16 protein-coding genes and 1 riboswitch are annotated in these 20,981 nt (G+C 45.2%); of the genes, 15 read left to right on the forward strand and 1 reads right to left on the reverse strand.

From position 1 onward, the window contains the following. The first annotated feature begins 665 nt into the window (after positions 1-665). From MSA64_RS04660 to MSA64_RS04700, 9 genes are all read left to right on the forward strand, one after another. Entirely contained in the window at positions 666-1,226 is a 561-nt protein-coding gene (locus MSA64_RS04660) for a biotin transporter BioY (RefSeq protein ID WP_022172836.1), read from the forward strand. Positions 1,227-1,485: 259 nt separating this feature from the next. Further along, positions 1,486-3,096: an NlpC/P60 family protein gene (locus MSA64_RS04665; RefSeq protein ID WP_287890783.1), complete on the forward strand. Its 1,611-nt coding sequence runs from the start codon at positions 1,486-1,488 to the stop codon at positions 3,094-3,096. A 113-nt stretch (positions 3,097-3,209) separates the two neighbouring features. After that, positions 3,210-3,292: riboswitch (ZMP/ZTP riboswitch) on the forward strand. A 266-nt stretch (positions 3,293-3,558) separates the two neighbouring features. Continuing rightward, positions 3,559-4,329, forward strand: coding sequence for a formate/nitrite transporter family protein (locus tag MSA64_RS04670; protein ID WP_022172834.1), 771 nt, complete (start codon positions 3,559-3,561; stop codon positions 4,327-4,329). A 284-nt stretch (positions 4,330-4,613) separates the two neighbouring features. Beyond that, the gene (gene rsxC, locus MSA64_RS04675; RefSeq protein ID WP_106492608.1) at positions 4,614-6,578 is read left to right on the forward strand and encodes an electron transport complex subunit RsxC; all 1,965 of its coding nucleotides are present in this window, start codon (positions 4,614-4,616) and stop codon (positions 6,576-6,578) included. A 1-nt stretch (position 6,579) separates the two neighbouring features. Continuing rightward, positions 6,580-7,203, forward strand: a complete 624-nt coding sequence (locus MSA64_RS04680) for a methylenetetrahydrofolate reductase C-terminal domain-containing protein (RefSeq protein ID WP_154432888.1) — start codon at positions 6,580-6,582, stop codon at positions 7,201-7,203. Between the two features lie 57 nt (positions 7,204-7,260). After that, positions 7,261-8,139, forward strand: a complete 879-nt coding sequence (locus MSA64_RS04685) for a methylenetetrahydrofolate reductase (protein ID WP_022172831.1) — start codon at positions 7,261-7,263, stop codon at positions 8,137-8,139. A gap of 258 nt (positions 8,140-8,397) precedes the next feature. Continuing rightward, positions 8,398-8,874: a MarR family winged helix-turn-helix transcriptional regulator gene (locus MSA64_RS04690; RefSeq protein WP_022172830.1), complete on the forward strand. Its 477-nt coding sequence runs from the start codon at positions 8,398-8,400 to the stop codon at positions 8,872-8,874. Then, the gene (locus MSA64_RS04695; protein ID WP_287890788.1) at positions 8,874-10,622 is read left to right on the forward strand and encodes an ABC transporter ATP-binding protein; all 1,749 of its coding nucleotides are present in this window, start codon (positions 8,874-8,876) and stop codon (positions 10,620-10,622) included. Before MSA64_RS04690 ends, MSA64_RS04695 begins: the two co-directional genes overlap by 1 nt. A 2-nt stretch (positions 10,623-10,624) precedes the next feature. Then, positions 10,625-12,532, forward strand: coding sequence for an ABC transporter ATP-binding protein (locus MSA64_RS04700; protein ID WP_287890790.1), 1,908 nt, complete (start codon positions 10,625-10,627; stop codon positions 12,530-12,532). Between the two features lie 406 nt (positions 12,533-12,938). Here the strand turns inward: MSA64_RS04700 and MSA64_RS04705 are convergent, their stop codons facing one another. Then, a complete protein-coding gene (locus tag MSA64_RS04705) occupies positions 12,939-14,333 on the reverse strand; it encodes an alanine/glycine:cation symporter family protein (protein WP_287890792.1) in 1,395 nt (464 codons plus the stop codon). 387 nt (positions 14,334-14,720) lie between these two features. Between MSA64_RS04705 and MSA64_RS04710 the strand changes: the two genes are divergently transcribed. The 6 genes from MSA64_RS04710 (at position 14,721) to MSA64_RS04735 (ending at position 20,977) form a co-directional block, all read left to right on the forward strand. After that, on the forward strand, positions 14,721-15,482 hold the full coding sequence (locus MSA64_RS04710) for a class I SAM-dependent methyltransferase (RefSeq protein ID WP_287890794.1): 762 nt from the start codon (positions 14,721-14,723) through the stop codon (positions 15,480-15,482). Positions 15,483-15,510: 28 nt separating this feature from the next. After that, complete coding sequence (locus tag MSA64_RS04715; protein WP_235904575.1) at positions 15,511-17,214, forward strand: M14 family metallopeptidase; 1,704 nt, start codon at positions 15,511-15,513, stop codon at positions 17,212-17,214. Further along, entirely contained in the window at positions 17,211-18,122 is a 912-nt protein-coding gene (locus tag MSA64_RS04720; RefSeq protein WP_154432883.1) for a LysR family transcriptional regulator, read from the forward strand. Before MSA64_RS04715 ends, MSA64_RS04720 begins: the two co-directional genes overlap by 4 nt. A gap of 280 nt (positions 18,123-18,402) precedes the next feature. Then, positions 18,403-19,347 carry a nickel ABC transporter permease gene (gene nikB / locus MSA64_RS04725; protein WP_227616641.1) on the forward strand — a complete coding sequence of 315 codons (945 nt, stop codon included), beginning with the start codon at positions 18,403-18,405 and terminating at the stop codon, positions 19,345-19,347. Further along, positions 19,344-20,192, forward strand: a complete 849-nt coding sequence (nikC, locus tag MSA64_RS04730) for a nickel transporter permease (protein ID WP_287890799.1) — start codon at positions 19,344-19,346, stop codon at positions 20,190-20,192. Before nikB ends, nikC begins: the two co-directional genes overlap by 4 nt. 5 nt (positions 20,193-20,197) lie before the next feature. After that, positions 20,198-20,977 carry an ABC transporter ATP-binding protein gene (locus tag MSA64_RS04735; RefSeq protein ID WP_277664023.1) on the forward strand — a complete coding sequence of 260 codons (780 nt, stop codon included), beginning with the start codon at positions 20,198-20,200 and terminating at the stop codon, positions 20,975-20,977. Positions 20,978-20,981: the final 4 nt, after the last annotated feature.

Here is a 20,981-nt window from a genome sequence, read left to right on the forward strand (position 1 = left end):
CACATGGCGGTTACCACAATCGCCTGAGTATTGTTTCTTGCCTGCGTTCTGGTGCCGGCTGTCTGATTGAAAGATGCCATTTTAATTCCCTCTTTCTTCTTATTAATATAATTTGTAACTGTTCAGTACCTTCACAGTTACGAGCTAAAATGCATTTAAACGATAAAAACACGCTTTGCGAGTTTTTATCGTTATCGCGGCACTCCTCAATGTTCCGTGCAAGCACGGACTTTGACTCGTTGCTCACGTAAATCACCTTCGGTGATGGCATTTTGGTTTGTATGTCTCTGGATTTTGACATATTCATGTCAAAACACCTCGCGGGACAGTAGCTACTGAATAGTTACTATAATTTTAATATCACACTGAATCATAAAGGATAACTGGTCAGATAGAAATAACCAGTTTTGAAAAAAATAACCAGTCCAGTTTGAAAGAAATATTATAAAGGAGACATACTGTGCGAATCTATGTGATCAGGATAAATTTTGTGTACCGAGAAGCGTGTTACAGGGAACGGAGTGAACAGTAAAGAGATAAGGATTGAATGTAAACTATAATAAACATAAGGTTGACAATGTGAAAAACAGGTGATATAGTAGTATTAGCATAGCGGTGGATATTTTCTCGGCGCAGATGCAGCAAAATCATGGAGGATATGAAAAATGACAACGACAACAATGAGCAGAGGCAAGACTTATGACATGGTGTACATTGCGGTATTTGCTGTGGTAATGGCGATTTGTTCCTGGATTTCCATACCGGCAACCGTTCCGTTTACATTACAGACCTTCGGTGTGTTCCTGGCAGTTGGAGTACTCGGTGGTAAGAGAGGTACCCTTTCAATTCTGGTGTACATTCTTCTTGGAGCAGTAGGCGTCCCGGTATTTGCCGGATTTAGTGGTGGAATCGGCAGTCTGTTTGGCAACGCCGGTGGCTACATAATAGGTTTCCTGGTGGGTGCTCTGGTTATGTGGGGCATGGAAAAAGTAATGGGAAGAAAAACATGGGCACTGGCAGTCCAGATGGTAGTTGGTCTGATTGTGTGTTATGCATTTGGAACTGCCTGGTTTATGATTATGTACACCAGAAGTGCAGGACCGGTTGGTCTCGTGACTGTACTTGGCTGGTGTGTATTCCCATTCATTATTCCGGATCTGATCAAGATCGTGGTAGCACTGGGACTGACAAAGAGTCTGAAAAAAGTACTTCCTATTATGCAGTAGCCATAGGATATCCAGAAGAAGAGATCTGTAAGACGCCTGGCCCTCCCGGACTTACAGGTCTCTTTTTGTGTTGCTCCACGTATGGAAGTTGTCTGGCTTAGATGATAATAATTATCATAATATGATAAAAAATAGGGTAAAAAATGTGAAAAATTGCCAATAGAATCTTGCGAAGAAAAAAAGAGAGTTATATAATAAAAATAATCATATTTATATATGTGTAATTATAAAATGCAATGAATGAGCAAGGAGGTAACACATGCATAAGTGGAAAAAACTGGTTGCAGGAGTTTTATCAGCCAGTATGATTATACCGGCAGCACCATTGACTGCTGGAGCAACAGAACAGATAGAACTGGTGCAGCAGGCAGAAGCAACTCCGGAAGCGCAAGCAGCACCGGTAGCAGAAGTTCCGGCTTCGGAACAGACGGCAGCACCGACGGAGACCCCGGCGCCGACAGAGTCCCCAGCAGTATCGGAGAATCCGACACCAACGGAGAATCCGACACCAACGGAGACCCCGGCACCGACAGAGACCCCGGCAGCCCCGGAGACACCGACCCCGGCACCAACGGAAACTCCGGCGCCGACAGCAACACCAACACCGGCACCGATACAGCCAACAACCCCGACGCCGACAGAGACCCCGGCAGCCGAACAGCCGACACAGGAAACACCGGCAGCAACACCGGCGGAAACACCGCAGCCTACGCCGGAAGCTACTCCGACACCGGAAGCAGAAGCACAGGGAAGCAACGAATCACTGATTGCAGGACAGCAGATAGTGATTCCACCACAGATCGAAGAGGATTTTCGTCTGACAACTGTTGATAAAGTATACGCATTTGCAAGAAAAGATTGCAGGATTCTTGAAGAAAAAAGCGATGAGGAAGATGCTGCAGCTACCGGATCTTTACCGGGCGGTGGTGTCTGCTATATCTTACAGGAAGACGAAGACGGATGGGTGTTTGTTGAATCCGGAAGAGTCAGAGGATTTATCAGAAAAGACGAATTAAACACAGGAGAAAAAGCGGATCTTATCATAGAAGAGACAAAGGAATTGTCCGGGGAGGAAAATCCGGTATTTGAAAAAGCTACAAAACTGATGAATCCGCTGAAAAATAAAAATCTTCTGTATACAAAAACAACAGCAGGAAAAACAGTAGTAGATAAAGAATATGCATTCTGTAACACGGATAAAGTAAATATCCGTGAAGGGAAAAGTACGGATGCACGGGTAATCGGCACGTTATCCCAGAATCAGGTTTGTTATGTACTGGCAAGTAAGAATCAAGAATGGGTATATGTGGAATCCGGTGATGTGCGTGGATTTGCAAAGAGTGAATACCTGTTGATGGGTGAAGAAGCGGAAGAAAAAGCAAAGGCATATACCGATGCGGGACAGGATCCGGAAACTGTATGCGGACTTGCTGATCAGATGATCGCACCGGAAGACAATGCCGTCTGCTATTATACGTTCAAATCAGTGAAAGAAGCCTCTGTTGAGAATCCAACCCGCCAGGCTCTGATCAATTATGCATTGCAGTTTATCGGTAACCCATATGTATGGGGAGGAACAGATCCGGTTCACGGAGCAGACTGTTCCGGTTTCGCACAGCATGTATATGCACAGTTCGGTATCGGTCTTCCAAGAACATCCGCAGCACAGTCGCAGTATGGAATGAAGATTCCGGTCAGTGAAGCAGCACCGGGTGATCTGATCTTTTATGCGAAAAACGGTCAGGTTTACCATGTAGTTATCTATATCGGTAATGGAAGAACTGTAGAAGCGGCCAGCACAAGATCAGGTATCTGCAGCCATGGCGTAAATTATGCCAATGCGGTATGGGCAACAAGACTTCTGTCCTGAATTATAAATGATAATAGTTTGACAATTTCATGAAATACGGTTGACAATCCGTCAATGTAGTGATAAATTAATGATAAAGAGTATAAGTTTTATAAAACTTATACAATGAATGCATAGAATCTGATTACTGACGGAGAAATGTGGGATACCACAGGGGAATCAGATTTGCAGGATGCCGACCGTCTGGGCAACATTTGTAGAGTTACAAGTGTTGCCCTTTTTTACTTTACAGGAAATTGACTTCCTGCAAAGTAAAAAATACTCCGCGAGGATGTGCCAAGACACATTCTTTGTTCCTTTATAAAAGACAGGAAAAAGATATCCGGACGGCTGGTGTAAAAAGGAGGTGCGTCTGCAAAAAAGAAATTATGGGGAAATGCCAAAGAGATTATGAAAAGACGGTAATGGTTTGTGGCTGAACGATTACAGATAATGAAATGTGATGACAAGGAGGAAAAAGTTATGTTTCATGAAGAGTATACGGCATTATGTAATGCAGGGGTGGCAAAAAATAATCTGTTGAAGAAAAATCCACTGGGATATTTTATTTCATCCATGGTAGCAGGAATGTTTATTTCATTTGGCAGTATGGTAGCGTTTGTGCTGGGACAGTCGATGGATGGAAATGGTGCAGCGGCTGCGGTAAAACTGATTCAGAGTATTGCTTTTGCATCAGCTCTCAGTCTGGTTGTTATGGCAGGTGCTGAATTATTCACCGGTAACAATCTGGTGATGGCGGCAGCATCCCTGAGAAAGAAAGTATCTTGGGCGGATACTGTGAAACTGTGGTGTGTCTGCTGGATCGGCAATCTGATTGCTTCTTTGCTCTGTGTAGCGGCTTTCCAGCTGACCGGACTTCCGACAGCAGGAGATGGAGCAATCGCAGATTATTTTATCAAGATTTCTTCAGCAAAAGTTAGTCTTGGTGTCGGAGAGATCCTGGTGCGTGCGATCCTGTGTAATATTCTGGTCTGTCTTGCAGTATGGTGCGGAACCAAGATGAAAACGGAATCCGGAAAACTGATCATGATTTTCTGGTGTATTCTGATTTTTATGACCTGCGGATTTGAGCATAGCATCGCAGATATGAGCATCATCGGAATCGGTGTGGCAAACGGAGGAATCACTGTCGGTCAGTATCTGTATACCGTACTGCTGGCAACAGTCGGAAATATAATCGGCGGGGCAGTGTTTGTGGCAGTACCGTATCATGTGATTTCAAAAGAAAAATAAAAAAACGAAAAACGCAAAGACAGCCGTTCGGCAGATGGATATGACCGGACGGCTGTCTTTTGAGTTACGCGAATAACAAGACAAATAAAAAAATTTGTGCTTTTCATGCAAAAAATTTATAGAAATCGCTAATAAAACTGGATAATATTGTGAATTTATGGTACTCTTAATAGGACGAACTTATTTATCGGGTTTTTGCGGTCTTTTCCAAGGATGTGCGGAGGCGGAAGAGAGAGTAAAGACAGGTAATTATAAGGATAAAAAATATCAAGGAAGGTGAGCAATTGGAAAATTATACGAAGTATAAGCTGAAAAGCAAGGAAGAACTTGCATCCGTGCTGGAAGGCAAAGACAATTTGTTCGTGATTGCCTGCAACAAATGTTTCAAAGAGTTTGAAACAGTGGATGAACCGGACTGCGACGAGTTTTTAGCATTTGCAGCAGAACAGGGAAAAACGGTTACAGGCAGCGCAAAGTTTGATTTCTTATGTAATAAGATGCACACAGAGAAAAAATTACAGGATCTGCTTCCGGAAGGAACAGAGAACGTAGTTGTAATCTCCTGTGGTCTTGGTATCCAGACGATTGCAGATCTGTCAGGAAAACCGGTGGTTGCAGCAAGTAATACGCTCAACTACAGAGGTCATCACGGTATGGCACTTACCAAAAAGAGCTGTGACGCATGTGCACAGTGTTATCTGAACATCACAGGTGGTGTCTGTCCGATCGTTGACTGCTCGAAGAGTCTTGTCAACGGACAGTGTGGCGGTGCCAAGAACGGAAAATGTGAAGTAGACCCGAATAAAGACTGTGCATGGGAAAAAATCTATCAGAGACTGGCAAAACAGGGACGTCTGGAAGAATTTCTGCATCAGCCGGTACAGGTACGTGACTTCTCTAAAGTGAACTTCAAAGTTATCAATGATTATGTAAAAGCTGCCAGAGAAGACAGACTGAACGGATATTACGGTGGAGTACATCCGTCAGAACGCAAAGAATTCAGTGAGCATATTGCCCTGAAGAAGTTCCCGGATCCAAAGACCGTTGTTATTTCCATGTCCCAGCATCTGGGTGCACCGGCGAATCCGATCGTTGAGGTTGGCGATACCGTAAAGGTTGGACAGAAGATCGGTGAAGCAGCAGGATTTATCAGTGCTCCGGTACATTCAAGCGTAAGCGGAACCGTAGTTGCCGTAGAACCCCGTATGCATGGAACCAGAGGCAGCGAAGTAATGGCTGTTGTTATCGAATCGGATGGTAAAAATACTCTGCACGAATCCGTACAGCCACACAAAGATCTTGACAGCCTGACTCCGGACGAGATCATCGATATCATCCGTGAAGCAGGTATTGTTGGTATGGGTGGAGCAGGTTTCCCGACCTGTGTCAAACTGAAACCGGCAAAACCGGTAGATACCATTCTCCTGAACGGTTGTGAGTGTGAACCACTGCTGACCGCAGATCACAGAGTTCTTCTGGAATATGCAGACGATATCATCTATGGTCTGAAAGCGATCCTGAAGACAACAGGTGCTGAAAAAGGTATTATCGTCATTGAAGATAACAAACCGGATGCCATTGAACTGATGCAGGAAAAAGTTGCAAATATCGGTAACATGGAAGTATTCGTAGCAAGAACCAAATACCCGCAGGGTGCTGAGAAAACTCTGATCAAACGTGTCATGGGCAGACAGGTTCCAAGCGGCGGACTCCCGGCAGATGTTGGCGTTGTGGTAGATAATATCAGTACTGTGAAAGCAATTTCCGATGCGATCCGGAAAGGTATGCCTCTGATCGAGCGTGTTGCAACCGTAACAGGCGAGAAGATCAAACATCCGGGCAACTTTGTCATCAAGATCGGTACCAGCGTAAAAGAACTGATCGATTACTGTGGCGGATTTACCGATGAAGATGTTCTGGTTAAGATGGGCGGACCGATGATGGGATTCCCGCTAAAAGACCTGGAAGTACCGATGATGAAGGGCTCCAACGGTATCATCGCGATCGATACCGATGAGACAAAAGAGCAGGCCTGCATCAAGTGTGGTCGCTGCGTAGATGTTTGTCCGATGGAACTTTCACCGCTGTATTTTGTAAAATATGCAGATCAGGAGAACTGGGAAGGCATGAGAGACATGCATGTAATGGATTGCGTGGAATGTCGCTGCTGCCAGTATATCTGTTCTTCCAAAATCTCTATTATTGACAGAATCAAAGCCGGAAAAAATGCAGTAAGGGGGATGAAATAATATGTTAATTACCCAGTTAAAAGACAAAGAGATGATCAACTCTCTGGTGGCAGGGAAAAAAGTTTTCATCATCAACTGCCATGGATGTAAAGAAGTGCATTTTCCGGAAAAAGAAGCTGTAGAACTTCAGAAGGAACTTTCCGCTGAAGGCAATGTAACAGGAATCATGACTACCGATTATATCTGTAATCCGGAAAATATGGAATTACGCCTGAAAAAACATATGGAGAAGATCCAGGACTCTGATCTGGTTTTAGTATTCTCCTGTGGTGTTGGCGTACAGACAATCGCAGAATATCTGGATGACAAGAAGGTATGCGCAGCCTGCGATACCTATCCGCTTCCTGGTTTTCAGGGTGTGACACCGTTAGAGTACAAATGTGACCAGTGCGGTGAATGTTATCTGAATTTGACCGGTGGAATCTGCCCGATCACAGCATGTTCCAAGAGCCTTGTCAACGGACAGTGCGGCGGTTCCAAAAACGGCATGTGCGAGGTTGATAATACCATGGAATGTGGATGGGAACGTATCTACAGACGGCTGGAAGCTATCGGACGTCTGGACGTACTGAAATGTCCGACACAGATTCACAATTTTGCAACAGATGATGAAGTAGCAAAATAATATAAGATACATAATACGATGCATCTATAAAATTTAATATGATTGGAGCAATGTATAATGAAAATGAAAGAATTATTCGACCGTGGTGAATTTGTAGTTTCTGCAGAAGTAGGACCGCCAAAAGGGATCCACGTGGACGAACTGGTAGAAGAAGCGAAAACTTATCTGAAAGATGTTCATGCAGTTAATGTAACCGATAATCAGTCTTCTGTTATGCGTCTGGGCTCTCTGGCTATGTGTAAAGTCCTGAAAGATGCAGGGATGAACCCGATCTTCCAGCTTGCCTGTCGTGACAGAAACCGTATCGCTCTGGAATCTGATCTTCTGAGCGCAGCAATGTTCGGTATCGACAACATCCTGTGTCTGACCGGTGACCATACCAAGATGGGTGACCATCCACAGGCAAAACCGGTATTTGACCTGGATTCCGTATCTCTGCTGCATACCGTAAAACTGCTGGAAGAAGGCGTAGATCTGGGTGGCAATCAGCTGGTTGGCGAACCGCCGAAGTTCTCCAAAGGTGCTGTTGTATCTCCATGCAGCGATTCCGTTGATGCACAGCTGGCAAAGATGGAAAGAAAAGTAGCTGCAGGTGCAGAATATTTCCAGACTCAGGCTGTTTTTGAGCCGGAAAAATTCATCAAATTCATGGAAAAAGCAAAACAGTTCGGAAAACCGGTACAGGTTGGTATCATCATCCCGAAATCAGCCGGTATGGTAAAATTCATGAACAATAACGTTGCCGGTATCCATGTTCCGGATGAGATGATCGAAGAACTGAAAGCAGACAAAGAGAGAACAAAAGCAGGTATCACCGGCGTAGAGATCGCTGCACGTATCATCAAAGAGTGTAAGCCATACTGCCAGGGTGTTCATATCATGGCTCTCGGATGGGAATCCAAGATCCCGGATCTGCTGAAACTGGCTGAGATCTAAAATTATATAAAAGAAAATGTATTCCGATGGTGTGAACCGGAAGATGCAGAAAGATAAGATGGATGCAGGTTGTAGAAATACAACCTGCATCTTTTTTGCATTGTATATCAATAATTGGTCCGGTGGACCAATTTTGATTTATAATATTTTGCCGGGAGCTGGTATTGACAAACGAGGAAATGTGTCATAAAATAGTTCGTGAACGAACGAACGTTACCGAACTGTTCGCATCCGAACAAACAGAGAGGAGGTCACAGGATGCTGAAAGTAGAATACAGGGATCACATCGGATTTGAAAATAAACGGCTGGAAAATGAGATTCACAGTCGGATGACCGCCTATCGTGCAGCGATGGGAGGCGAGGAATTGACGATGATGCAAAGCTGGATTATCCGGTTTCTATATGAGCATTCCGAAGAAGACATTTATCAGCGGGATATTGAGGCGGAATTTTCCATAGCCAGATCCACAGCGACAGGGATCCTGAAGTTGATGGAAAAAAGAGGATATATCCGCAGGGTCAGTGTGGAACGAGATGCCCGGTTAAAGAAACTGGAGCTGACGGAAGTTGGTATCAGGATGCAGGAAGGAACGATCCGCAACATCAACCGGCTGGAAAGCACACTTCGTCAGGGAATCTCGGACGAAGATCTGGAAGTGTTTTTCCGGGTAATCCGTAAGATGCGTTCTAATATCGAGATTCAACAGGGAGAAACAAACAGGAGGAGAGAGTAATGCTTAAAACGCTGGGAGCTCAGATCAAAGAGTTCAAGAAAGACTCCATCAAGACTCCGATATTTATGATTCTGGAAGTCCTGATGGAGATGCTGATTCCTTTTCTCATGGCATCCATCATCGATGATGGTGTGGAGAAAGGAGATATCCGCCATATCTGTATCATAGGCGGATGGATGATCGTGGCAGCACTGATTGGTCTGTATGCAGGTATCATGGGCGGTGTCTGTGGAGCCAATGCTTCCGCAGGATTTGCAAGAAACCTGCGAAAAGCCATGTATGAAAACATTCAGCAGTTTTCATTTTCCAATATCGACCGATTCAGTACCGCCGGACTGATCACACGACTGACCACGGATGTAACCAATGTACAGAATGCATACCAGATGCTGCTTCGCATGTTTGTGCGTGCGCCGATCAGCATGGTCTGTGCGATGATCATGTCTTTTTATATCAATGCAAAACTGGCAAGTATTTATCTGGTGGCAGTTATTATTCTGGGAGCATGCCTGTTCTTTATCATCAGCCGGGTGTCCGGATATTTTCAGGAAGTATTTAAAAAATATGATGATCTGAATGCGAGTGTGCAGGAAAATATTGCCGGTATCCGTGTGGTAAAAGCGTATGTGAGAGAAGATTATGAAGACAAAAAGTTTTCCAAAGCAAGTTACAATGTATATAAAATGTTTGTAAAAGCAGAAAAGATCCTGTCTTATAATGCACCTCTGATGCAGTTTGCGGTATACAGCTGCATCCTTGGAATCAGCTGGCTGGGTGCGAAGATGATCGTAACCGATCAGCTGACTACCGGAGAACTGATGAGTCTTCTTACATATTGTATGAATATTCTGATGAGCCTGATGATGGTGTCCATGGTATTTGTTATGGTATCCATGAGTGTGGCGAGTGCAGAACGAATCACAGAGGTTCTGGAAGAAAAACCGGAACTGATCAATCCGGAAAGACCGGTGACAGAAGTAAAAGATGGAAGTATCGTCTTTGATCATGTAAACTTCAGCTACAAAAAAGGAAACGGCGAATATGTCTTAAAAGATATCAATCTGAATATTCATGCAGGAGAGACGATTGGTATCATCGGTGGAACCGGAAGTGCGAAGTCCAGTCTGGTTAATCTGATTAGTCGTCTGTACGATGTGACCACCGGAAGTATCAAAGTCGGTGGTATGGATGTGAGGTCTTATGATATGGAGACTCTGCGAAATCAGGTAGCCGTGGTACTGCAGAAAAATGTGCTGTTTTCCGGAACGATTCTGGAAAATCTGCGCTGGGGTAACAAAGAAGCCAGCAAAGAAGAATGCATCCGTGCCTGCCAGCTGGCCTGTGCCGATGAATTTATCGAGAAGATGCCGGAGGGGTATGAAACCTATATTGAACAGGGTGGTTCCAATGTATCCGGTGGACAGAAGCAGCGTCTGTGTATCGCCAGAGCATTGTTAAAGAAACCGAAAGTACTGATTCTGGATGATTCTACCAGTGCCGTTGATACCGCTACCGATGCACGGATCAGGGAAGCTTTTGCAAAAGAGATTCCCGGTACGACGAAACTGATCATCGCACAGAGAATCTCCAGTGTACAGGGGGCAGACCGGATCATCGTCATGAATGACGGTCAGGTAGATGGCTTTGGTACTCACGGAGAACTGCTTGCAAATAATCAAATTTACAGAGAAGTATATGAATCTCAGACCCAGGGCGGCGGAGATTTTGACGAGAAAGGAGGTGTCTGATCATGCCAGGACCAGGACCAAGAGGACCGAGAGGTCCGAAACCCCGGGTTGAAAATCCGGGAAAACTGATGGGACGTCTTTTAAAATATGTCGGAAAAAATTACGGAATTCATCTGGTAATTGTGGCAGTGTGTATTTTCGTCAGTGTCATTGCCAATGTCCAGGGAACCATGTTTATGAAAAATCTGATCGATCTGTATATCATGCCACTGATCGGGCAGAGCAGTCCGGATTTCGGTCCGCTGGTTGGAGCGATCCTGAAGGTTGCGGTATTCTATCTGATCGGTGTTCTGGCTACCTTTTCCTATAACCGGATCATGGTATATGTGACACAGGGAACACTGAAGAATCTGAGAAATGATATGTTCCATCACATGGAGAGTCTTCCGATCAAATATTTTGATACCCATGCGCATGGAGATATCATGTCAATCTACACAAATGATATTGACACGCTGCGTCAGATGATCAGCCAGAGTATGCCACAGCTGTTATCCAGTGTGATCACGATTGTCAGTGTCTTTGTCAGCATGATCATCCTGAGTATACCGCTGACACTCGTATCTCTGGTGATGATCGCCATCATGCTGTTTACTACGAAGAAAGTAGCCGGACTGAGCGGAAGATATTTCCTTGCACAGCAGAAATCGCTGGGTGCGGTAAACGGTTATATTGAAGAGATGATGGAAGGACAGAAAGTAGTAAAAGTGTTCTGTCATGAAGAAGAGAGCCTGGAAAGGTTCAATCAGTTAAACGATGAACTCTATGACAGTGCCAACAATGCGAACAAATACGGTAATATCCTGGGACCGGTCAATGCACAGCTGGGAAATGTCAGTTATGTAGTGTGTGCGATCGCAGGTGGAATCTTTGCTACTTATGGAGTCGGCGGTCTGACCCTTGGTGCACTGGCCAGTTTTCTGACCTTTAACAAGAGTATCAACATGCCGATCAACCAGGTCAGCCAGCAGTTAAACAGTGTGGTTATGGCACTTGCAGGTGCAGACCGTATCTTCCGTATCCTGGATGAAAAACCGGAACTGGACGAAGGGTATGTTACACTGGTTAATGCGGAAATTGAGAATGGTGAGGTACGGGAAGCACAGAAACATACAGGTCACTGGGCATGGAAACATTACCACAAAGCGGATAATACAACAACTTATCAGCCGTTGGAAGGTGATGTGGTATTTAATGGTGTGGATTTTGGATATGATGAGAAAAAGATGGTTCTGCATGATATCAAGCTCTTTGCAAAACCGGGTCAGAAGATTGCATTTGTTGGTTCTACCGGAGCAGGAAAGACCACGATCACCAATCTGATCAACCGTTTTTATGATATCCAGGATGGAAAGATCCGTTATGATGGTATCAATATCAACAAGATCAAAAAAGCAGATCTGCGTCGGTCTCTGGGGATTGTTCTTCAGGATACGCAGCTGTTTACGAATACGGTTATGGAAAATATCCGTTACGGAAAGCTGGATGCTACGGATGAAGAGGTGATCGCGGCGGCTAAACTGGCGAATGCGGATGGATTTATCCGGAGACTGCCGGATGGCTATCAGACGAAACTGACGAATAACGGTGCCAATCTGAGCCAGGGGCAGAGACAGCTTCTGTCTATCGCCCGTGCAGCGGTAGCGGATCCGCCGGTGCTGATCCTGGATGAAGCGACTTCTTCGATTGATACCAGAACGGAGAAGCTGGTACAGGATGGTATGGATAAGCTGATGCATGGACGGACCACTTTCGTCATCGCACACCGCCTGTCCACCGTAAGAAACAGTGACTGTATTATGGTTCTTGAAAACGGACGTATCATCGAGCGTGGAACACACGACCAGTTAATTGAAGAAAAAGGAAAATATTATCAGTTGTATACGGGGAATACGGGGGAACTGGCGTAGTATAGTTTTTCCCTAAGCGGACGAAACCGGGTTCCTCACATAGAAAAACAGAATAATATGTTCGACAGTAAAGAGAGAATGGTATGATCTGGGATTGGTTCGTGTGAAATCGCCGGGAGAAAATATCATTACCACATACAGCATGGAGAGGACATTATGTGATATTCTACGAAAACGAACAGAAGTAGATATTGGTATTGCTGCTGAGGCATATAAGCGATACGTGGACAGAAAAGATAAAAACATTCCTCAATTATCGGAATATGCGAAGAAATTCCGAGTAGAAGAAAGAGTGCGGAGATATTTGGAGATACTAATATGAAAAATGCGATGCAACTAAGCCCTGACAGATGAAAAAACGCCTGGATCTCACATTGAGATTCAGGCGTTTCTCTCTTAAAAAGATTTATTTTCCTTCTGTAGCAAAATACTCCTTCACCATCTTCACAACCGTCCCCGACAACAGGAACACCGCAATCAGGTTTGGAATCGCCATCAGACCGTTGAAGGTCTCTGCAATACTCCACAGAAGTCCAAGTTCCACTGTAGCACCAAGAATGGCTACCAGAGAATACACAACCATAAACGGCTTTACGACCTTCTCACTGGAAAACAGAAACTCGATACATCTTGCTCCATACAGTCCCCATCCGATGATTGTAGAAAAAGCGAAACAACACATCGCAACGGCTGTAAAAACAGAAATCCAACTGCCATATACAGAAGTAAATCCTGATATCGTGAGTTCTGCACCGGCAGCCTGTCCATAAGTGACCGTGGTGCCGCTGCACAGAATAACCAGAGCAGTCAGGGTGCAGATGACAATGGTATCGGCAAATACTTCAAAGATACCGAACAGACCCTGTTTCACCGGCTTTCTGGTATCCGCACAGGCATGGGCGATGGATCCGGTACCAAGACCTGCTTCGTTGGAGAAGATACCACGGGAAACTCCTTTTTTCATGCTGAGAAAGAAGCTTCCTACCACACCGCCGGTTACAGCACGCGGGCGAAAAGCACCATAAATAATAGAATAAAAAACATGCGGAATATTACGGAAGTTGATCAGTACAACACCAAGTGCCAGAAGAATATAAAACAATGCCATAAAAGGAACCAGTTTTTCCGTCACACTTCCGATTCGCTTGATACCGCCAAGAAGGATCAGACCGACCAGAATCGTGATCACGATTCCGATGATCAGATTCAGTGTGCTGACAGACTGATCAGAAATCAGGTGGAAATTGATCAGTGCGGAATCGACAGCCGTTGTGATCGTATTGACCTGTGTGGCATTACCGGTACCGAATACGGTAAGGACACCAAAAGCGGAAAAAAGGTACGCCAGCCAGTGCCAGTGTTTTTTAAGACCATTTTTTATATAATACATAGGTCCGCCGACAAGATCTCCCTTGGCGTTAGTTTCACGAAAATGTACGGCAAGGGTAACTTCAGCAAATTTGGTACACATGCCAAGGATAGCCGAGATCCACATCCAGAAGACAGCACCGGGACCGCCGATGGCGATGGCACCCGCGACTCCGGAAATATTACCGGTACCGACCGTCGCGGCCAGAGCGGTACAGACTGCCTGGAAAGGCGTCAGAGAACCGTCAGATGCGTCTTTTTTTCGGAACATACGTCCGATGGTGGTCTTGATTGCATAGGGAAATTTACGGATCTGTAAAAAATGGGTGCGGAGGGTCAGATACAAACCGACACCGATGATACAGATCATAGCAGGGACTCCCCAGATAAAATTGTTGACCGCCGAATTGATGGATTCGATTGTACTTAACATAGATTATCCCTTTCTTTGGTTAAAATAAAAACTGTTATGCTATTCCGGTCAAAAAAAAGCTGGAATAACTTTATCAGTATAGCATAGTTATGTGAAAAAGTGAAGAAAAATATCCCCCGTGGAGGCTTGTGAAAAAAGAAACAATTATGATATAATGAGCGAAAGAGAGCCAGAGGGAGCTTGCTCTCTCTGGGCGAACGGCGAATGGCGATCATGATAGCTGCGAAAGCAGCGTCAAGCACCGAAGGTGCGAATCATGACATAATGAGTGTTAGCGAGCCAGAAGCGTGCTTGCACGGTTATGGGGAGCGGCGAATGTCGATCATGAACAAAGTTCATGATATAATGAGCGTTAGCGATATAGTCATGCGGAGGGACGAAAAATATATGGAATTACTGGAACAGATTGAAGATTACTGGACTGACAGAGCCGAAGGGTACTCTCAGGTGAATCAGGAAGAACTGGCGGGTGATAACCGGACAAACTGGAGACGGGAACTGGAACGTCATTTTCCGGAAAACAGAACAAATGAGACCTATAAGATTCTGGATATCGGAACCGGTCCAGGATTTTTTTCTATTATTCTTGCAGAGGCAGGCTACCAGGTGACCGCTGTGGATTATACAGAAGCGATGCTGGAAGAAGCTAAAAAAAATGCAGGAGCATTCGCACAAAAGATCACATATTGTCAGATGGATGCCAGTCATCTTGCATTTGCGGATGAAACATTTGACGCAGTAGTCAGCCGGAATCTGACCTGGAACCTGGAAGATCCGGAGCAGGCGTATAAAGAATGGATGCGTGTGCTGAAAAAAGGTGGTATTCTGTTAAATTATGATGCCAACTGGTATCATCATCTCTTTGATGCTGAAAAAAGAGAAGAATATGAGAAAGACCGGCAGATGGTAACTGAGGCCGGAATGGAAGATCACTATACCTGTACGGATATCGATACGATGGAAGAGATTGCAAGACAGGTGCCGCTCAGCAGGATCGATCGCCCACGGTGGGATCAAAAGATACTGCAGGAACTTGGAACAGCCCGGGTAAGTGTGGATACGGAAGTCTGGAACCAGGTATGGTCAGAGGTGGAAAAGATCAATTATCATTCGACACCAATGTTTGGTATCGAAGCAGTCAAAGAGTAAGAATCATACAGGACGGATTGAATGTGAAATGATGAAGAATGAGAATAAATTTCAGATAGCAGGGCTGGAAATAACCCCGGGCGAGAGATGGCAGGGAACGCTGATGATCGGAGGCGGAGAATTCGTACTTCCGGCGGCGGTTCTGCATGGGGAAAAAGAGGGAAAGACCGTGCTGATCACTGCGGCCGTGCACCCAGGGGAATATGTGGGTGTGGAGACAGCAGTGGAACTGGCGAACGAATTAAAAATGGAAAAAATCACAGGAACAATAGTGATCGTAAAAGTGGTCTGTCCTGAAGAATTCGAGCAGCGGGCAGGAAGTCTCTGTCTGGACGACAGGAAAAATCTGAACCGGCAGTTCCCGGGAGATGAAAAGGGAACAAGAACACAGAGACTCGCCAGTGCCATAGAAAAAGAATTGCACAGTGTGGCAGATTATTATATTGATCTTCACAGCGGAGATGAATATGAAGATCTGACGCCGTTTGTATATTATGCGGGAAAAGGAGAAAAAGAAGTCATCGAGGTTTCCCGAAAAATGGCGCAACACGTGGACGTTCCGTATATGGTACGCTCCAATGTGGAATCTGGTGGTTCCTATAATTATGCAGCCTCCTGCGGAATTCCGAGTATCCTGATTGAGAGGGGTGGTATGGGACGATGGACGAGAGAAGAAGTAGAGTCCAATAAGAGGGATCTGAAAAATATCCTGCGTTACCTTGGCATTTACCGGACCAGCCGTGGTTACTGGAATCATTATCCCATGGAAGTGACGGATGTGGTATATCAGTCGGCAAATCAGGCGGGTCTGTGGTATCCGGATAAAAAACCGGGAGATATGTTTTCAGAGGGAGAAAAGCTTGGAAAGGTCACGGACTATGAAGGAAATATCCTGGAGACGAGTTATGGCGGATATGACGGTGTGATTCTTTTCCAGACGGGAAGTCTGCAGGTGACAAAGGAAGGACCGATGATCGCCTACGGAAGAATCGCTTATGAAAAAGATGACCGGAAAGAAAAGATCGCCGGTTACTGGACAAAACGAAGTTCAGATTTCAAAGAGCAGAGAAGAGAAGAACTTCACAGTCCACTGGCGAAACGATGGATGGAAGAAATCGATAAATATTTGCCGGAAAAAGAGCATCTGCGGATCCTGGATGTAGGATGCGGTGCGGGATTTTTCTCTATTCTCCTGGCGAAGAGAGGACATCAGGTGACCGGGATTGACCTGACACCGGATATGATCCTCCATGCCAGAGAACTGGCAAAAGAAGAACAGGCAGATTGTGAGTTTCAGGTAATGGATGCAGAGAATCCGGAATACGATAACGATACCTTTGATTTCGTGATCTCCCGGAATCTGACATGGACGCTTCCGGATGCACAGAAAGCCTATAAAGAATGGATGCGTGTGTTGAAACCGGGCGGTGTGCTGTTGAACTTTGATGCCAATTATGGAGCGGTTGATTTTACGGATACTTCCGATCTTCCGAAAAATCATGCCCATAACCAGATTGAAAATACACTGATGCAGGAGTGTGAGGATATCAAACGCCAGCTGTCCATAAGCAATTATGCCCGTCCTGCCTGGGATCTGGAAACTCTCAGCAACAGTGGTGTGCAGCAGTTCCAGATTGATATGGGAGTCAGTCAGCGTGTCTACATGGAAAAAAATGCGTTCTATAATCCGACTCCATTGTTTGCAGTCTGTGGAAAAAAAGGTGACTTATGATCAATATCAAACAGTTAAAATATTTTATCACCTGTGCAGATGCCGGCTCTTTCAGCGAGGCGGCATCTGTTTTATATACAACCCAGTCCAGCGTCAGTAAGGTGATCCGGGCACTGGAAGAAGAGATGCAGGCATCGCTTTTTGTGCGAAATCCTCATGGAATCAGCCTGACACAAAACGGAAAACAGGCCTATGCCTATGCCAGCCGGGTGCTGGAAAACGTGGAAGCGATGGCAGAGCTGTCCGCGGTGGGAGATACCCAGTGGTTGAATATTGCATTTAACCCCAGTTCCTGGATCGCAGACTGCTTTGTACGGTTTTATCAGATTCATGAAAAAGAAAACCTGCACTGTCAGGTACACACCGGAAAAATGCGGGAAGTGCTGGAGCGTATCCATGAATACAAAGACGAACTCGGTTTCCTCTACGTGACAACCCGTCAGCAGACGGATCTGCAGTATCTGCTGGTACGAAAACAGCTGGAATTCATTCCGTTGAAAGAACTGGACACCTATCTGTATCCCGGCGGCGGATACCTGCAAAAAGAAGGAATACAGCTCACCCGGGAAACAATCGAAAATCTGCATTATATCCAGAACTTCCTGGAAGACGCCGGCAATTACGAAGGCTGGAAACTGGATACAGAAAATAATCTGACCCTTGGAAAAATCGATGTTTCCGTCGTAACCAACAGCGACTACATTATGGAAAAGATGCTGGATCACGGCAGCCTCGCCAACATCAGCGGCGACAGTCTTACTCCCGGGAAGACTCCTTCACGTCCGGGCATTTGTCTTACCAATGAATCCAGTAAGATTATGTTCGGATATGTAAAAAGAGAAAAGACACCGTTGTCGGATCTGGCAATGAAATTTCTTGATTATGTAAAACAGGAGTTGATCGGATAAACAACCGGGAAATTTGTATGTTTTGGAGTAACTATTCAGTAGCCATTGTACCGCGAGGTGTTTTGGCATGAATATGCCAAAATCCCGAGACATACAAGCCAAAATGCCATCACCGAAGGTGATTTTAAATGCATTTTGGCTCGTAACTGTGAAGGTACTGAACAGTTATGTTTTGGAATATGGTCAGTCCAAAATTGAATACCTCAAAACCCCCTACGGGGCTTACGACAGAAATATGGAAATGATATACTCATTATAGTTCTTTTGATGAGGTGATAAAATGAAAAAGTATGTATTGCATAGATTTTTACAGTTAATCCCCATTTTACTGGGGATTACTTTTTTGTCTTTTGCCATGATGCGCCTGGCTGGTTCGGACGTGGTTACGGAGATGTATCAGAACAGAGGAACGGAAGTATCTCAGGAAATTATAGATGCGAAAAGAGCAGAACTTGGACTGGACCAGCCATTCCTGATACAGTATGGCAGATGGCTTGGCGGAATGCTGACAGGGGATATGGGAGAAAGTTATATGACCGGGAAACCGGTGTTCCCTACTTTTCTTTCCAAACTTCCGGCAACCTTGCTTCTGACAGCTTTATCCATTATCCTTACCATACTGGTGTCGATTCCTTTTGGCATACTTGCAGCGGTTACGCATGATAAGATTCCGGATCTGATCCTGCGATTTTTCAGCTTTATAGGAAATGCTTTACCCAATTTTTTTGTTGCTATGTTACTGATGCAGCTATTAAGTATTCGGCTTCAACTGCTTCCGGTAATTTCGGATGGAGTAACCCTGAAGAGTGCATGGATGCCGGCTCTTACACTGGCTGTTTCCATGTCAGCAAAATATATGCGGCAGGTTCGAGCCGCAGTGCTGGAGGAATGGAATAAGGATTATGTGCAGGGAGCGCGGGCAAGAGGTGTGCGCAGTCGCGTGATCTTATGGAAAAACGTAATGAAATCTTCGATGCTGACGATTATTACACTACTGGCACTCTCAATCGGAAATCTGCTGGGGGGAACTGCCATTATAGAAAGTATTTTTATGTGGGATGGTGTTGGAAAACTGGCAGTAGATGCGATTACCATGCGTGATTATCCGGTTATTCAGGCTTATGTGGTATGGATGGCAATTATTTATGTGCTGGTGAATCTGATCACGGATCTTTTGTATCACCGACTGGATCCGAGAATTCGTCTGGGGGTAACAAAAGGATGAGAGAACCAACAATTAGAAAACAGAATATACACAGGAATCATTTGAAGATTCGTCTGATTTTTTTTGGAATACTGGCGTTGACACTGGTGATCGCATCGTATTTCAGTGAATATTTATGCCCATATGATCCATATCTGCAGAATCTGGGTAATGCAAAGGCAGTGCCGTCCGCTGCACATATCTTTGGTACTGACCGATATGGACGGGATATGCTGTCCCGTGTGATCGTGGGAAGCAAGACCAGTATTTATTCCACCTTATTGCTGGTTGCATTTATTACAGTGCTTGGTACGATGATCGGAGTGTTTTGTGCCTGGAAGGGAACATGGGTCGATACGGTTCTGATGCGTATTTCCGATGTATTCCTTGCTTTTCCCGGGCTGGTGTTTGCGCTGGCGGTAGCGGCAGCTCTTGGAGGTGGTGTCCATAATGCGATCATAGCACTGGGTGCCATCAGCTGGCCAAAATACGCCAGAGTGGCAAGAAGTGAAACTCTGGCACAAAAAGAAACGGTGTACCTCCGGGCAGCGAAACTGTCCGGCTGTGGAACCTGGAAACTGATTTTTAAGCATATACTTCCTAATATTACAGGCCCCATCCTGGTTACAGCGATGCTGGATATCGGAACGATGATGATGGAACTTGCAGGTCTGTCTTTTCTGGGGCTGGGAGCAAAACCGCCGGTGGCTGAGTGGGGAAGTATGATGAGTGACACAAGAAATCTGCTTACGACTCATCCTTGGGTAACACTGGCACCCGGGTGTGCAATCTTTGTATCAGTAATGATATTCAATCTGTTGGGTGATACGGTCAGAGATTGGCTGGATCCCCGCAATGGGAGGTAGAGAAAGTGACGGAAGTCATTCGTTATGAACATGTAGATATCAGTTATAAAGGAAAAAGGGTTGTACATGATGTCAGTTTTTCTGTAGAAAAAGGTGAAATCCTTGGAATTGTAGGAGAAAGTGGCAGCGGAAAATCGACGCTGATCAAAGCGGCGATGGGTCTGCTTGGAAAGGACGGTCTTGTTACCAGAGGGGATATCTGGTATAAGGGAATGGATCTTCCCGACCTGAAACCGAGGGAGATGAGAAAACTGTGCGGACCGGAGCTTGGAATGATCTTTCAGACGGCCGGAAGCTCTTTTTGTCCGATCCGTACGGTACGGGCACAGCTCTATGAATTCATGACAGAACATAAAAAAATAAAAGCAGATGTATTTGAGAATCAGGCAAAGGAGCTGCTTGAAAAATTTGGCTTTGAAGATCCCAAAAGAGTACTGGACAGTTATCCTTTTGAACTTTCCGGTGGTATGCAGCAGCGAGTGGGCATTGCGGCGGCCATGCTTTTGAACCCGAAGATACTGATGGCAGATGAGCCGACCTCCGCACTGGATGTAACAGTTCAGAAACAGGTAGTGGAAGAGATGCTTATGGTTCGGGAAACTTTTGGAACTTCCATAGTGCTGGTAACTCATAATATGGGAGTGATCCGTGCGATGGCAGACAAAGTGCTGGTTTTACATGAAGGTGAGATCATGGAGTATGGAGTGACAGAAGAAGTATTTGAACATCCGGGATCAGTGTACACAAAGAAATTGCTGGCAGCGGTTCCAAAACTTCGGAGGTAGGAAA

The organism is Oliverpabstia sp. (assembly GCF_022785585.1).
Taxonomy (GTDB): domain Bacteria; phylum Bacillota; class Clostridia; order Lachnospirales; family Lachnospiraceae; genus Oliverpabstia; species Oliverpabstia intestinalis.

What these genes read in the sequence shown, in the direction of transcription:
- MSA64_RS04660 (WP_022172836.1), top strand. Translation starts at nt 666, where the DNA reads ATGACAACGACAACAATGAGCAGAGGCAAGACTTATGACATGGTGTAC.
- MSA64_RS04665 (WP_287890783.1), top strand. Translation starts at nt 1,486, where the DNA reads ATGCATAAGTGGAAAAAACTGGTTGCAGGAGTTTTATCAGCCAGTATG.
- MSA64_RS04670 (WP_022172834.1), top strand. Translation starts at nt 3,559, where the DNA reads ATGTTTCATGAAGAGTATACGGCATTATGTAATGCAGGGGTGGCAAAA.
- MSA64_RS04680 (WP_154432888.1), top strand. Translation starts at nt 6,580, where the DNA reads ATGTTAATTACCCAGTTAAAAGACAAAGAGATGATCAACTCTCTGGTG.
- MSA64_RS04685 (WP_022172831.1), top strand. Translation starts at nt 7,261, where the DNA reads ATGAAAATGAAAGAATTATTCGACCGTGGTGAATTTGTAGTTTCTGCA.
- MSA64_RS04690 (WP_022172830.1), top strand. Translation starts at nt 8,398, where the DNA reads ATGCTGAAAGTAGAATACAGGGATCACATCGGATTTGAAAATAAACGG.
- MSA64_RS04695 (WP_287890788.1), top strand. Translation starts at nt 8,874, where the DNA reads ATGCTTAAAACGCTGGGAGCTCAGATCAAAGAGTTCAAGAAAGACTCC.
- MSA64_RS04700 (WP_287890790.1), top strand. Translation starts at nt 10,625, where the DNA reads ATGCCAGGACCAGGACCAAGAGGACCGAGAGGTCCGAAACCCCGGGTT.
- MSA64_RS04705 (WP_287890792.1), bottom strand. Translation starts at nt 14,333, where the DNA reads ATGTTAAGTACAATCGAATCCATCAATTCGGCGGTCAACAATTTTATC.
- MSA64_RS04710 (WP_287890794.1), top strand. Translation starts at nt 14,721, where the DNA reads ATGGAATTACTGGAACAGATTGAAGATTACTGGACTGACAGAGCCGAA.
- MSA64_RS04715 (WP_235904575.1), top strand. Translation starts at nt 15,511, where the DNA reads ATGATGAAGAATGAGAATAAATTTCAGATAGCAGGGCTGGAAATAACC.
- MSA64_RS04720 (WP_154432883.1), top strand. Translation starts at nt 17,211, where the DNA reads ATGATCAATATCAAACAGTTAAAATATTTTATCACCTGTGCAGATGCC.
- nikB (WP_227616641.1), top strand. Translation starts at nt 18,403, where the DNA reads ATGAAAAAGTATGTATTGCATAGATTTTTACAGTTAATCCCCATTTTA.
- nikC (WP_287890799.1), top strand. Translation starts at nt 19,344, where the DNA reads ATGAGAGAACCAACAATTAGAAAACAGAATATACACAGGAATCATTTG.